The sequence below is a fragment of the Nocardia sp. NPDC057272 genome (genome assembly GCF_042668615.1).
GTDB lineage: Bacteria > Actinomycetota > Actinomycetes > Mycobacteriales > Mycobacteriaceae > Nocardia.
In genome coordinates, this window is record NZ_JBHUYK010000040.1 from 18,833 (window position 1) to 32,924 (window position 14,092).

Genomic DNA, 14,092 nt, shown 5'->3' on the forward strand with positions numbered 1-14,092 from the left:
TGGGAAGGTCGGTGGCGCAACAGACAGAGGAGTCGTTTGTGTTCAGCCGTTGGGGCGACCTGGTTCATCGGTTTCGTTTCGTCGTCATCGCGGTTGTCGGTGCCGCGCTGCTGGGGCTGGGCGGTTACGGGCTCGGATTGTCCGACCACCTCACCTCCAGCGGGTGGGACGATCCCGGTTCCGAATCCTCGCAGGGCTCGCGGACCGCGGATCAGGCGTTCGGGCGCGACCACACCGCCGACGTCATCGTGCTGTACACCGCTCCCGACGGTACGACGATCGACGATCCGCAGTTCAGCGGCACGATCGTCGACAGCCTGAACACGGCGCTGGCCGAACATCCGAACGAGATCGACAAGATCAATGGCGCCTACTGGCAAGTCGGCGACGCGCCCGCGGTGCCGTCGGTGTTCGGATCGGCCGACAAGAAACACGCGTTCGCGTCGGTGGCGCTCGTCGGTGACAATGACACCGATCTGCTGCGCAGCTACCGGGCGGTGAGCGACGCCTTCCCCATCAACGGTGTCGACGTAGAAGTCTCCGGGCTGCAGGCCATCGGCGGCACTCTCAACGACACCATCGCCGCCGACGTCCATCGGATGGAACTGCTGGCCATCCCCGCGGTGGCGGTGCTGCTGTTCTTCATCTTCGGTGGCGTCGTGGCCGCCGCGCTGCCGCTGATCATCGGTGGGCTCACCATCTTCGGCGCCAACGGCATCGTCATGGCGATCACGAACTTCACCGACGTCAACTCGTTCGTCTCCGCTGTGGTCTCGATGATCGGTCTCGGCCTGGCCATCGACTTCGCACTGTTCATCGTCAGCCGGTTCCGGGAAGAACTGGCTGACGGCTACGACACGCACGCGGCAGTCCGGCGCACGGTGATGACGGCCGGACGCACCGTCGTCTCCTCGGCGACGATGATCGTTGCCAGCCTCGGCGGCATCCTGCTGTTCCCCCAGGGCTTTCTGCGCTCGGTCGCTTACGGCACCATCGCGACCGTGTCCCTCGCCGCCCTGACCGCGGTGACGATCCTGCCCGCGATGCTGGCGGTGCTCGGGCCGCGGGTGGACATGCTCGGCATCAAACGCTTTCGCAAGACCAAGACCGCCGAGGAGATCGAGAACGGCTTCTGGGGCAGGCTCCCACGATGGGTGATGCGGCACCCCGTGAAGGTCACCGTGGCGGTCGTCGTCGGCCTGCTGTTGCTGATCGTCCCGATCAAGAACCTGGCCTTCGGCGGCATCAACGAGAAATACCTTCCACCCGACAACAGCACCCGGCTCGCGCTCGAGCATTTCTACGAGGTGTTCCCGCTGAAGAAGACCGACCCGATCCAACTGGTCTTCGTTGGCCAGGACACCACCGCCATCGGCACGGTATGGAAGCAGGCCAACCAGGCGCCCGGGCTGGTCGGCCAGTTCGGCGTGCCGAGCAACACCGGCTCCAACGATCCGGCGGTGTACCGCACCTCGGCCACCCTGGTCGATCCGACCGGCAACGCAGAGCCGACGATCGAGTACCTGCGCGCCATCGACGTGCCAGACGGAGTCGAGATGTATGTCGCCGGTCAGCCCGCGATCATGGCCGACAGCATCGACAGCCTGCTCGACCGGATGCCCCTGATGATCGCACTGGTCCTGCTGGTCACCACCATGCTGATGTTCCTCACCTTCGGTTCACTGGTGCTGCCGATCAAGGCGGCGCTGATGAACGCTCTCGGGCTCGGTTCTACGCTCGGCATCCTGACCTGGATCTTCATCGACGGCAACGGTGCCGAGATTCTGAACTTCACGCCACAGCCGATCAGCGCACCGGTGTTGATGCTGATCATCGCGGTGATCTACGGTCTGTCAACCGATTACGAGGTCTTTCTGATCTCCCGCATGGTCGAGGCGCGCGCCCAAGGCGCGTCGACCACCGAGGCGATCCGCACGGGCACTGCACAGACGGGCCGCATCATCACCGCGGCCGCGCTCATCCTGCTGGTGGTGACCGGAGCGTTCGCGTTCTCGGATCTGGTGATGATGCAGTACATCGCCTACGGCATGATCGCGGCGCTGTTCATCGACGCGACGATCCTGCGCATGCTGCTCGTCCCCGCCATCATGAAGCTGCTCGGTGACGACTGCTGGTGGGCCCCCAAGTGGGCCAGAAGAATTCAGGAGAAGGTCGGCCTGTCCGAGCCGTTGCTCGCCGACGACCGAGCAAACCAGGACGCGATGGTCGATCTGGTTCGGACGACACCCATCACCGATCCGCCGACTGCGCAGATGGCCGCGGTCCCCGACAGCAAGCTGGCACGTACTCCCCGCCGCCCGCGCACCGTCGCCGAGATCGAAGCCGAAGCCCCGACCCATCGACTGGACAGGATCGCCGACCGGCGCTTCACGTAACAATCGTCACGTAATGGCGCGGCAAGTCCCTGTACGGATTGACACTGCCGAAACGGTGCATGCATACTCGAATTCGATTCGATATCGACTTTGTGTCGCGAGGCCGTCACCCAGGCTGCCAAGAGAAATCCAGAAGGAAACGGTGAAATGGTCACAGCGGTCGAGGTTCTCTTCATTTCCTGCACAATCGCGATCATCTGGTTCGCGTGCTACGCCATCTACCGCCTGGTGACCGACGAATCCCCCCGACGCTGAGGCCTCAGACCACTTCGCCCTCAGCCTCAGCCCGGCCTGCCCTGCCCAGGCGGGCGGCCACCACGGGTGCTCCGATTCCGTGCAGCAGAATGCTGGCACACACCACGACCAGCGTCGCACCCACCACTAGTTCGGTGTCCGGCGAGCCGGCCATGGTGTTCATCGCTAGCAGACCGAAGACGATCGATGCGACGCCCCTCGGTCCGAGCGAGCACAGTATGACTCGTTCGGACCAGGTGAAACGAGACCCGACCAGGGCGATCCAGGTGGGCGCCATACGGAACGCGGTGAGCGCGAGCAGTCCGTAGACGACCACAGTCCAATGCAGCCAGGGACTGGCCACCGCGATCGCCCCGACGATGAACCACAGGCCGAGACCCAGGAATTGGCCGAGGCGTTCGGTGAGTTCCAGCGGCTCCCCCGGGATATCACGATGTGTGGCCCGGTAGGCGATCCCGGCGAGGAAGGCCGCCACGAACCCGTTGCCGTCGATGGAGACGCTCATCGCGAAGGTGAGCACCGGAACGGCCAGGATGCCGCAACGCACAGTGCGTGGGTCGGTCCAGCCACGCGCCGCGGCCACCGAGAGCCCAATGCCCGCGGCGACCCCGATCGGGACGCCGACCAGGACCGCTTTGGCTACGGCGGCCAGTGCGTGCCCCAGCGCCCCCCACGCATCCTCGGAGTCGATCGCGCGCCGGTAGGCTTCCAAGGCGAACAGCATGATCGGTGCGACGAGTCCGTCATTGAGCCCGCTTTCGACATTGAGCGTGTCGCGCACCCGTTTGGTGATGCGATTATCGCGCAGGATCGATTGTGCGGGAACCAGATCGGTCGGCATTACGATGCAGGCGAGGATCAGCAGCAGTGGCCACGAATCCAGATTCAGCACGAACTTCCCCACGACCGTGGCCAGGACGATGCCGGCCGCGAAGGCCACCAGCATCCTCGTCACCCCGGTATTTCTGGCAATACGTTCGCGGATCTCGGTCGCGTCATTGAACAGGAACAGTGCCAGCCCGAACTCGACGACACGCAACGCGGTGGTGGTATCGATCGACGCCAGCAACCACTCGTCATCGGTCAACCCGACGGCGGCGCCCGCGACGATCATCGCGACCGGCTCGGTCACGCTCCATCGAGTGAGGACCCCCGATACGCACGCCCACGCCAGCACGATGGCCATCGTCACCGCGATTGCGAGAAACATCATCCTCCACGGCGTGTACTCGAAGGGCCGTTTCCGTAGGCTACGGCCGAGGTGCGGCCCAGCGATCGAGCTGGGCGGGTGTGTCTTCGGTTGGTTCCTGCGGGCGCGGTGCGGACCGCAGCCCGCCGTCTCCCACGATGACCATGGTCTGGCCTGTCACCCATCTCTCGGTCTCCGAGGCCAGAGACGCCACAGCGTCACCGATGTCGTCCAGCTCGCCGGTTCGCGTGAGAATTGTCGCCGACTCTGTGTGTTCGAACCCGGCGACGCCGACCACGACAGCGTTGACCCGCACTGTCGGTGAGAGCTCGACCGCCAACTCTTCGGTGAGATGGATCAGTGCGGCATTCGACGCACCGTACAGCCCGAGGCCACCCTCCGAACCTGTGCCGTCGATCGTGTTGATCACCACGCCGCCGTGCTCGCTCATCCACGTGCGCGTCACGACCGACGTCCATAGGATCGGCGCCCACAAGTTCACCCCGAAGGTCTTGGTGAATCGCATGTAATCCTGATCGGTGACCCGGCCGTGGGTGTGGTTGGTACCGGAGGCATTGACCAAGATATCGACGCTGCCGAAACGGTCGACCGCCGCCTCCACACATCGCTGAACCGCCGCCTGGTCGACGGCGTGGGCCGCGATACCGACGGCATTACCACCCACCACGGCCGCCGCAGTGTTCGCGGCCTTCTGGCTGCGCATGGCCAGCATCACGTTCCCACCGGCGGCTGCAATCGCTTGTGCCACAGCCAGAGCGGTGCCCTGAGCACCACCGGTGACGATGGCAGACCGGCCGGATAGATCGATTCGGTTCACCTCAACCCACTGTCACTGTCTACTCGAATGCGGTCAACTGCCGGGTAATCAGGCATCGGAGCTTCCGTACCCTCTGTCTGTCGGCGAGCGATCTCGCCCGACCGGAAATGTGGGCCGCTACCGCAGCGGTGCACCCCACCGCACATTTCGACGCAGTTCGCTCCTACTCGACTCGCCGCATGGGGCAACGGCTCCGTGCAGATCGCGGCGTATTGCGGCTCCGCACTCGAGATTTTGGCGCCGCCACGGTTGATGATGCTGTCATTCCGGCCGACGAGGTAGACGCGTCCGGCGTCATCGATGCGGGCGATGTCTCCGGTGCGGAGCCAACCGCCGACGATGGTCTCCGCTGTCGCTCGTGGCCGATACCAGTAACCCTCGGTGACATTGGCACCACGGACCACCAGCTCGCCGACGTTCGGGATGTCCCCGAGCGGGACGATCCCGATGTCGACCGACGGCACCGCGTAACCGACGGAGTCAGCGTGTGCCAGTGCATCCCGGTCGGGTAAGACGGTGATCAACGATGCCGCCTCGGTCAAGCTGTATCCGTTGGTCAGGGTTGCCCGGGGGAATGCCGCCAAGAGCTCGCGCACCAGTGACGGTGCGATCGGTGAGCCTCCGTAGCCGACCATTCGCACACTGGTCATGTCGGCATCGGCAAAGCTCGGGTGGCTTAGCAGCAGCGAGTACACCGCTGGCGCCGTCACCACGAATGAAATACGTTCTGCCACGACCGCATTGACCAGTGCGGCGAGGTCGAGCACAGGCAGGATAACCGCAGTGCCCCCGACATAACTGGCGACCAGGAGTTGGGAGTTACATGCCGCTACATCGAACAGCGGTACCGAGATCAGCATGCGTAAGTCCGAGTTCACCTCGCGGGGCAGGCCGAAGCCGCGGATCATGTTCTCGGCGTTGGTGACCAAGGCTTCGTGCGTGGTCGGGACGCCCTTCAGGTCGCCCGTGGTTTCCGAGGTGTAGAAAAGCGCTGCCACGTCGGTGGCCACGATTCCTTCGGACACATATGAATCACCGTCGGGCAGTGGAGTATCGGCAGCGAGGTCAACTTTCACACCAGCATCGCAGAGGACGAACTCAACCTCCGCGGGCACAGACCGAGTATTCACCACTACCGCGACACCACCAGCCAGCAGCGTGCCCCAGTAGCCGAGCACCCAGTTCATTCCGGACGGGTATCGCAGCGCGACCCGATCACCACGGCGGACCCCGGCGGCCCGTAAGCCGCCGGCGACTCGGCACGCCGCCTTCCACAATTGCGAATAGGTCAGCCGATTTCGACCGATTTCGACAACCGCCTCAGCATCGGGCCGCCCCTCGGCATAGGCACGCAATGCGTCGAGCAGAGTCGCGGGAACATCCGAATAACGTGGCGTTCCCCTAGAGTCTCGCGCCACGCCTGACTGCGGGAAGGGGTTTCGCGCGCGGGTGATTTCGATAACGGCAGTTGTCATTCGGCGACCTCCGAGCGGCGGGTGAGCAAAAGACGAGCATGGTTGCCCCGTTCCTTGCCCCCGCCTAGTTATCTGTCTTGTGCGGACTCGGATGTGCCCCTTCCGCACCCGGCTGCGACTGCACCGAACGAACCGACGAGACGCCTCGCGGTAGGGCTCGGAAGTACAAGCGTTGCAGCTGGTTCCGCAGGCAGGCTCGCATCGAACATCGTCGTCCTCACTCGGTGCACCGTTGAACCGAGCAGGAGCCTGCGCCGCTTGTCAGCGCTGCAGCAATTCCTCCAGCACCGTCGACTCACTTCGTGCCTGCGGTCGTCGTAGAGCGAGGGGCGCGCCCTACGACGACCAAGATCCGAAGTCGAATCTAGTTCGAGTTTATGCCCTGAGGGGCGGGCTGTCAACAATCGTTCGGCGACGGCCAGTCGGGCACGCCCCAGCGCGGACCTCGGCTCAGCGCTTACGGTGCGTAGGTGGAGAGGTAGGCGTTGATCAGCCGTTTTGTTTCCGCAATGGTCAACTCGTCACCGGACCTCGATCGCCGGAACGCGGCGTCGAACAGCTTGTTGCCCGCTTCGAAAGCGAGCTCCACGACCAACCGGGGAGTGTCCGCACCGATGAAGTTCCGGTCGATGAGATAGCGCCAGAACAGCTCGGCCTGCGCTTCGTCGAAGGCTTGGGCCACCTCTGCGACCGCTGGGGATCTCCCGAAATACCAAAGCTCGACAAAGGCCGGAAACTCCCTGAAATACGTGAGCAGAAGATCGACGTACACCACGATGGCCTGATTCAGATTCTTCGAGACCCGCCGTTCGAGCGCAGCGATAATCCGGATATCCAGTTCGTGCACGTGCCGGCGCGCCAACTCGACGTCAACCTGGTTTCGATCGCCGAAGTAGTGATAGATGGATGCTTGCGGAATGCCGGTCCGCTCACCGATCGCCTTCAGAGTGGAACCCTCGTAGCCCTGCTCACAGAGCAGCACTTCGGCTGCTTCGAGGATCGCCCGAACACGCTCGACTCCGCGGCGCTGCACCGGCGCCGGTCGACCAGAGGGCTGCGAACCCGCTTTGTTTTCGAACACGATTTGAGATCGTATCAGTGGTACCCCCGACGCCTTGACTTCCGACGCCTCGAGCTGGGCAATCGCGAGCCAACGACACATAGCTTCTGCCGCGGTCCGACCGACGCGAGGGATAGCTACGCAGCGAACCGGTCGCCGACCTACAGAGCCGCCCCAGTTGTGCCCGCATCGACATCGAGCGGCCGAGAGTATTTCACCAGGCACGTCGCCGAAACTAGACCCAGCGCAAGGTATTTGGGTCCACACACTCACTCAAAGACTCAGCACCAGCCCTCCGCAATCCAAATCGGAGCCGATGCAAGCCATCGCGATGATCGATACGACGACCATCCACACATGCCACTGCTGAGCACATTCGATTCAACGCGGTACAGCCTGGACAATCCGGCCGCGATGGACTCCCCCGACGTGTTGCAGCCATCGGCAGCGATAAGCGAACGATCCAGCCCGTCGGACGATCTTATGATCTGCCTCATACAGGGCCAGGCACTGGCCCCAGTCGGCAAAGTCGCGGGCCAACGGGACCGACAGGGGAACGGTTGAAGCCATTAATGTGCAATAGGTTTGTATATCGGACAAAAAACGTCAAATCATGAGGTACAAGAAACCCCCCCGGCCGAGGTCAGAGAGGGTTTTCACTGTCGGGCTGACAGGATTTGAACCTGTGACCACCGGGCGCGGATTCTAGTTGTCCAAAACCTACCCGCCGAGACCCAATAGTGCTCAGCACTAGGCATTTTCACGAAGCGACTGCCCTCAACGTTTCGCATAGATTCCGAGTCAAAACGGTGGGGTTTCTGTGAGGTACTACCTATAGTTTCCAGTACTCGGCCGAGATTCGCTGTCCGGGCGCCGTTGGCGATTAGCGTCTTGTCTTGACCACGCATGGGTGATCGTCCCTGCGTTGAGTGCCCGCACCAGCTGCAATCCCCGCTCCACATCGCGGCGCCAGCTGGATTAACCATGAATGAACCGGTCAGCTACGTAGCGAAGGAGCTGGCGTCCGCCTGTCCGCGCCCGGGTAGCTGACTTCGCTGTGGCGCGTCCGCTCTTCATAAGGGATGGGGAAGCGGGGGGTCCGAGTCGTCGTAGACGCGAGCAGCGGCCAGGCGGCCGCCGGAACCGCGAACATAGACCGCGATGCCTGCCTGCGGCGACAAGTTCGTTCGCCCCCAGCGGATGACGTTGTACTCCAGGGCGCAAGCTTTCCCGTCGTCGGCTACCGCGCAGTGCTCGAGGGGCACGCCTCCACCATTCGAGAAGAACGTCTCGTAGTGCGCGCGCAGACTATCGTGGCCTCGGTGGATGTACTGGCAGCCCGCTGGTTCACGGAAGTAGCCGTCAGGCTCGAAACAATTGGCAGCGGCCCGAGCGTCACCACGCGCCAGCGCACGCTGGTAGTCGCCGACGACATCGTCGGTGTGAGCATCCGGGTCGAGTTGAAGGACCGGCGGTCGAATCGCGTGACCACCGGTCAAAGGCCAGGTACTGAAATAGACCCGCAACTCGACGAGCCGCCCGTCGCCGTCGCGGTCCGCAGCGACTGCCACGGGCAGCTCCACTCGTCCCCCGTCGGTATTCAGTTGGAGCACGGTCTCTTCCACCGTCCGACGCCGTGTGAGTACGAGGCCGACGGTCTCGAAGGTGGCGCTGCGTTCGGCCAGCCACGTCTTCGTCTCGTGTGCGAACCGCTCGAATGCGGATGCACCCTTGACCCTGCCGCGTATGGGGTCATGAAGTTCCGGTTCTCCGGCGAACGACCGGATGAGCGCGGACGAGTCGTCGGCCATCAGACCCGCGAAGTACGGAACGGCAGTCGCCTTGTCACTGACCTGTGCCCGCATGCGTTCCAGGGCAGGGGCCGAGAAAAACTCCGGGATCCAAGGCACTCGACCAGGATTGCACACGATGTGGCGACCGACGAGCGTGCCAGGCTCGTGTCATGCCCGAGCTTTCCCGCGCTGTGCGAACCCGGCGGCGGGAAGTCCGGCCATCCTCACCTGGCGAGGCGCGAGGACGCTGCGTTCGTTTCGTCGACCGCTGCCTGGATCGCAGCGGTGAGGGTGACCGGTGACCGACCGATCAGGCGAGGCAGATCATTCTCGCCACGAGATTCGAGTTCGCCGCGGGCAATCGATTCGGCGATGGCGGTGAGGAATCGGGCGGTGTGTGACGGCACGCCGGAGCCCTCCAGCGCGGTCCTGTACTCGTCGGAACTCGAGTCGCGATAGGTGACGGATGTACCGGTAACCGCGCTGATGACGTCGGCGAGACCCTGCTGGGTGAACCCGGGCCCGCCCAGGTCATAGCGATGATTGCTGTCACTGTCGTCCAGTAGTGCCACCGCGGCGGCCTCGGCGAGATCCGAGCGGGCGGCCCCCGACACTCGACCGGACCCTGCGGCGCTCATCACCGCACCGACCGCCAGATAGGTGGGTAGCTGATCGGAATAGATCTCGTAGTAGGTTCCGTTGCGCAGGATCGTGTGCGGGACAAAGGATTTCGCCAGCAGCGCCTCAGTGTAACGATGGTCGGGGACCAGCGGATTGTTCGCGAAGTCTGCGTTCATGAAACTGGTGTAGACCACACGCTGCACACCCACCTGCTCGGCGGCCTCGATCACATTCGCATGCTGCTCAACGCGACGGGGGCCGAACTCACTGCCGGAGACCAGCAGTAACCGGTCGACGTCCATCAGCGCGGCGGGCAACGAGTGTGGCACGGAGTAGTCCCCGTATCGGACGTCGATGCCGCGGGCCACCAAATCCGCACCCTTGTCCGGGCTGCGCAGGACTGCCACGATGTCGTGCGGTGCGGCACCCCGCGCGATGAGGTGGTCGATGGCCGATCGGCCGAGTGGACCACTGGCTCCAGTGACCGCGTAGGTGGTCATTTCATACTCCTGTCGATTGTGGTCGGTGGGTTCGGACCGAGTTTCGGGCGGACGGGTGTCGCTTCTCGCGAGGGTGCATGGGGATTCCTCACGGGTGCGCTTTCCCCAGGCGCCAATATCCGGCGAAGTTGATGTCCGCCTTGGGAATTCCGCGATCGTTGACCAAATGCCGGCGAATTCCGGTGGCGAGCTTCTGTTCTCCGGCGATGAAGGCGTACACCCCTGCGGCGGGCAGGCGTGCGGCCCGAACCGCCTCGGTGGCGAGCGCGCCGATCGGTGTGTTGTGGCCGGTTCGGGGCAGCCAGGTCACCTCGACGCCGGCGGGTTCGCCGAGTTCCTGCCGGTCGTCTGGGTGCGGGATCTCCAGGAAGGCCGCACCGCGTAGCGTGCGGGGCGCGGAACGCAGCACACCCGCGATGGCGGGGAGCGCGCTTTCGTCGCCGGCGAGCAGTGTCCAGTCGTAGTCGTAAGGAAGCCGGTAGGTGATGCCCTCGTCGAGTAGTCCGATGCGGGTTCCAGGGGCGACCGCCTCGGCCCAGGCCGATGCCGCGCCGCCGTCGCCGTGTGCGACGAAGTCGATATCGACTTCGTCGGTGTCGCCGAACCGCCCGGCGCCGGCCGCGCGGTGGTCACGGACGGTGTAGTTCCGTAGTAGCGGCCGGGTCTGCTTGCTCATCATCAGGAACTGGGCCAGTGCCACGACGTTGTTGGTCGTGGTCGGCAGGCGCAAACCGTCAGGGCCGGGCAGGAACAGCCGGAACCACTGGTCGTGTCCCATCGGAGCGAACGCCGCGAGCTCCGGCCCGCCCACGGTGACGCGGACGAAGTTGGGGCTGATCCGCTCACTCGCAAGGACTTCCGGCGTCACGATCCGCCGTTGGTCGGGTTTGGTCCTGGTGGCGTGTCCGGGCATGGTCGAGCCTCATTTCGATAGGTGGTTGTTTGTCGCCGGAGGTCGGGCGTGCTGGCACGGTCGCGTCAATGGACGAGTACCGGTTCGCCTTCAGCCTCCGGAAGCAGTCCGTTGCGCGTGATCGCGCCGGTCACTACCGCGCCGACCGCGAGAATCGCGGCTGCCCACCAGAAGGTGGTGGTGTAGCTGTGCACCGCGGCTTCGGCAAAAGTGTTCGGACCGGTGGACTTTCCGTTGACATAGTCGGCGGAGGCCGAGACCGCGATGGTGCTGAGCAGTGCGGTTCCGATCGAACCGCCCACCTGCTGCACGGTATTGACCATCGCCGAGGCGACCCCGGCATCGTCGTGGTGCACTCCCGCGGTCGCGCCCTGCATCGCGGGCGCGAACAGCGTGCCGAGGCCGAGTCCCATGACGACGAGGCCGGGCATGATGTGTGGCGTGTAGGTGCTGTCGATCTCGAGCTGTGCCAGCAATGCCATTCCGCCCGAGGCGATCAGCAATCCGGCGAACAACAACACGCGGGGGCCGATGCGCGGCAGCAAGACCGCACTGGCCACGGTGGAGCCGACCACGATGCCCGCGACCATCGGCAGAAACGCGAAGCCGGTGACGATCGGGCTGTAACCCAGGTTGTTCTGCATATAGAAGGTCAGGAACAAGAACACCGCGAACATCCCCGCCCCGGAGACAGCCATCGCCAAGTACGAACCCGCTCGAACTCGGTCGAGTACCACTCGTAGCGGCAGCAACGGATGCTCGACCTCGGTTTGCAGGTAGAGGAATACGGCCAACAACCCCACCCCCGCGATCAACCAGCCCACGGTTGTCCCGGAGGCCCAGCCGCTGGATTCGGCCTTGGAGAAGCCGAACACGATCGCGAACAAACTCGCCGACACAGTGACAGTGCCGGGAATATCGAGCTTGGGGCGCTGATCACTGGTGTGCGGTGCCAGCAGGGCCACCGCACCGACCAGAGCCACCGCGGCGAAGGCGAGGTTGACGAACAGCGTCCATCGCCAATCGACCCACTCGGTCAGCACACCGCCGAGCAGCAAGCCGATCGCACCACCGGCACCGGCGAGGCCACCGAAGATACCGAACGCCTTGGCTCGTTCGCCGGGATCGGTGAAAGTCACCGACAACAGCGAGAGCGCTGCCGGGGCCAGCAGAGCGGCGAACACACCCTGGCCCGCGCGGGCAGCCACGAGCATCTCGAAGTTCACCGCCGCGCCGCCGACCGCGGAGGCGACCGCGAATCCGGCGAGGCCGATGATGAAGGTACGACGCCGGCCGAACAGATCCGACAATCGTCCGCCCAACAGCAACAGGCTGCCGAAGGCCAGCGCATAGGCGGTCACCACCCATTGACGGTCCGCATCGCCGAATTCCAGGGACCGCTGCGCGGCCGGAAGCGCGATGTTCACGATCGTGGCGTCGAGCACCACCATCAGTTGCGCCACGCCCAACACCGCCAGCACCAGCCAACGTTTGGCGTGATCACCTCGGGCAGGGAGTGTCGCCGCCGCAGATACCCCTGTCATCTCGTCTGCTCGTGTCTTCATCCGCCCTCGCTCACTTATGTGGAAACTTTATTCCGCTTATCGAAGGCTAACACTTATCCGGAAAAGTTGTTCCGCTTAGCGGGTATGATGGGATCATGAGCATGGTCACTAGTTCTCCCACCGGGCGACCACTGCGGGCGGATGCGCTACGCAACCGGATGCTCATCCTCGATGCCGCCCGTGAGGTGTTCGCCGAACGCGGCCTGGAAGCCACCCTTGTCGATGTCGCCGCACACGCGAGCCTCGGCGTCGGCACGATCTATCGGCGGTTCCCGGACAAGGACGACCTTGTCGACGCGGTATTCGGGAAGCTGTTCCAGGACTTGGCCGATGCGGCCGACCGCGCGCTCACCGTCGCCGACCCGTGGCAGGGACTGACCGAGTTCTTCGAGTTCGCCTTCACCCACATGTCCGTCAACCGTGGACTCGTCGAAGTGATGGGCGGCGCGGATCACGGAGGCGCATCACTCAACCACGAACGCGCCCGAGTCGAACCTGCTGTCCGCGCACTGTTCGCCCGTGCCAAGCAAGCCGGTGCGCTGCGCACCGACGCCGAGCCTGGTGACTTCTTCGCGCTCGTACACATGGTCGGCGCGATGGCCGAATTCGCCCAATCGGTCAATCCCGACGCGTGGCGACGCTACCTCGCGCTCGTTCTGGACGGGCTGCGTGACCAGAAGCTGACGCGCCCGCCGCTGCCCGCGGGCGCCCTCACTCCCGACGAAGTCGATCGCGCCAAACGACTGTTCCAGCAACGGCACCGCTGACATCGCCGTCCGGGTGACCGCTAAGGGTTCCGCCCCACCCGGGGAGCTGTGTCCTGCCGCCGATCTCGGGCCTTCTCGCCGCGGCGGTCGTTCGAGTCGGCGAGGTCGAGCGCGAGGTCGGTGTAGCCGTTGTCGAGGAGGTAGCCGAGAAACAACGCCCGGCTGGCGGCGTGCACGGCGCCGGGTTCGACGGAATCCGGTGCGGCTAGTTGGTGCAGTGCGAAACCGTGGGCCAGCGCGGTGAAAGCAGGCGCGGCCGCTTCGGGGTCCGGTGCGCCTGCCGCGCGAACAGCCGCTGCGGCGATGGTGCGCAACGCATCCAGGGCGGCGGCCACCGGCTCGCGGAACTCCGGCTTCCGCGCCGCGTGCAAGTAGGCCTCGAACATCGCCATCGTTTCCGGCAGCCGGGGCGCAGCAGCGGCGGCGAAGGCCTGGGCGACCTCGTCGGGGGTGTTCTGCGCGTCGGCGAGCTGCTCGGCGAGCCCGATCTGGACGGCGGCTTCGGCCTCGGTAAAGGTGCGCAGCGCCTCCTCGGCGAGCTCCTCGATCGAAGGAAAAAAGTAGCTGACGGTGGCGAGCGGGAGACCGGCGCGTTCGGTGACGGCGCGGTGGGTGACGCCTGCAGTCCCGCGCTCAGCGGCCACCTCCACGGTGGCGCGTAGCAGCGCGTCGCGGCGCGCCAATGCGTTAGGGCCGTGTCGCCTGGTCGTAGCCATGCGA

General features: G+C 64.6%; 11 protein-coding genes. 2 read left to right on the plus strand and 9 right to left on the minus strand.

From position 1 onward, the window contains the following. Window positions 1-38: 38 nt before the first annotated feature. Window positions 39-2,396: an MMPL family transporter gene (locus tag ACFULV_RS32545; RefSeq protein ID WP_378663456.1), complete on the plus strand. Its 2,358-nt coding sequence runs from the start codon at window positions 39-41 to the stop codon at window positions 2,394-2,396. Window positions 2,397-2,655: 259 nt separating this feature from the next. Here ACFULV_RS32545 and ACFULV_RS32550 read toward each other — a convergent pair whose 3' ends face one another. The 8 genes from ACFULV_RS32550 to ACFULV_RS32585 form a co-directional block, all read right to left on the minus strand. Continuing rightward, the gene (locus ACFULV_RS32550; protein WP_378663459.1) at window positions 2,656-3,861 is read right to left on the minus strand and encodes a cation:proton antiporter; all 1,206 of its coding nucleotides are present in this window, start codon (window positions 3,859-3,861) and stop codon (window positions 2,656-2,658) included. Between the two features lie 40 nt (window positions 3,862-3,901). Continuing rightward, the gene (locus tag ACFULV_RS32555; RefSeq protein ID WP_378663461.1) at window positions 3,902-4,678 is read right to left on the minus strand and encodes an SDR family oxidoreductase; all 777 of its coding nucleotides are present in this window, start codon (window positions 4,676-4,678) and stop codon (window positions 3,902-3,904) included. Further along, a complete protein-coding gene (locus ACFULV_RS32560) occupies window positions 4,675-6,153 on the minus strand; it encodes a class I adenylate-forming enzyme family protein (RefSeq protein ID WP_378663464.1) in 1,479 nt (492 codons plus the stop codon). The genes ACFULV_RS32555 and ACFULV_RS32560 overlap by 4 nt, the downstream gene beginning before the upstream one ends. A gap of 457 nt (window positions 6,154-6,610) precedes the next feature. Beyond that, the gene (locus ACFULV_RS32565; protein WP_378663467.1) at window positions 6,611-7,234 is read right to left on the minus strand and encodes a TetR/AcrR family transcriptional regulator; all 624 of its coding nucleotides are present in this window, start codon (window positions 7,232-7,234) and stop codon (window positions 6,611-6,613) included. A 1,052-nt stretch (window positions 7,235-8,286) separates the two neighbouring features. Beyond that, window positions 8,287-9,078, minus strand: coding sequence for a nuclear transport factor 2 family protein (locus tag ACFULV_RS32570; RefSeq protein ID WP_378663470.1), 792 nt, complete (start codon window positions 9,076-9,078; stop codon window positions 8,287-8,289). Between the two features lie 152 nt (window positions 9,079-9,230). Continuing rightward, a complete protein-coding gene (locus ACFULV_RS32575; RefSeq protein WP_378663473.1) occupies window positions 9,231-10,127 on the minus strand; it encodes an NAD(P)H-binding protein in 897 nt (298 codons plus the stop codon). Between the two features lie 88 nt (window positions 10,128-10,215). Further along, entirely contained in the window at window positions 10,216-11,040 is an 825-nt protein-coding gene (locus ACFULV_RS32580) for a siderophore-interacting protein (RefSeq protein ID WP_378663475.1), read from the minus strand. A 65-nt stretch (window positions 11,041-11,105) separates the two neighbouring features. Next, the gene (locus ACFULV_RS32585) at window positions 11,106-12,605 is read right to left on the minus strand and encodes an MFS transporter (RefSeq protein ID WP_378663478.1); all 1,500 of its coding nucleotides are present in this window, start codon (window positions 12,603-12,605) and stop codon (window positions 11,106-11,108) included. Between the two features lie 95 nt (window positions 12,606-12,700). Here ACFULV_RS32585 and ACFULV_RS32590 point away from each other — a divergent pair, with 95 nt between their 5' ends. Further along, window positions 12,701-13,372: a TetR/AcrR family transcriptional regulator gene (locus ACFULV_RS32590; RefSeq protein ID WP_378663481.1), complete on the plus strand. Its 672-nt coding sequence runs from the start codon at window positions 12,701-12,703 to the stop codon at window positions 13,370-13,372. 20 nt (window positions 13,373-13,392) lie between these two features. Here ACFULV_RS32590 and ACFULV_RS32595 read toward each other — a convergent pair whose 3' ends face one another. After that, window positions 13,393-14,088, minus strand: coding sequence for a TetR/AcrR family transcriptional regulator (locus ACFULV_RS32595; RefSeq protein WP_378663484.1), 696 nt, complete (start codon window positions 14,086-14,088; stop codon window positions 13,393-13,395). Window positions 14,089-14,092 lie beyond the last annotated feature (4 nt).

Bases quoted from the DNA above. Each gene is read 5' to 3' on its own strand.
- ACFULV_RS32550 (WP_378663459.1), bottom strand. From the start codon at position 3,861: ATGTTTCTCGCAATCGCGGTGACGATGGCCATCGTGCTGGCGTGGGCG.
- ACFULV_RS32560 (WP_378663464.1), bottom strand. From the start codon at position 6,153: ATGACAACTGCCGTTATCGAAATCACCCGCGCGCGAAACCCCTTCCCG.
- ACFULV_RS32570 (WP_378663470.1), bottom strand. From the start codon at position 9,078: ATGCGGGCACAGGTCAGTGACAAGGCGACTGCCGTTCCGTACTTCGCG.
- ACFULV_RS32575 (WP_378663473.1), bottom strand. From the start codon at position 10,127: ATGACCACCTACGCGGTCACTGGAGCCAGTGGTCCACTCGGCCGATCG.
- ACFULV_RS32580 (WP_378663475.1), bottom strand. From the start codon at position 11,040: ATGCCCGGACACGCCACCAGGACCAAACCCGACCAACGGCGGATCGTG.
- ACFULV_RS32585 (WP_378663478.1), bottom strand. From the start codon at position 12,605: ATGAAGACACGAGCAGACGAGATGACAGGGGTATCTGCGGCGGCGACA.
- ACFULV_RS32590 (WP_378663481.1), top strand. From the start codon at position 12,701: ATGAGCATGGTCACTAGTTCTCCCACCGGGCGACCACTGCGGGCGGAT.
- ACFULV_RS32595 (WP_378663484.1), bottom strand. From the start codon at position 14,088: ATGGCTACGACCAGGCGACACGGCCCTAACGCATTGGCGCGCCGCGAC.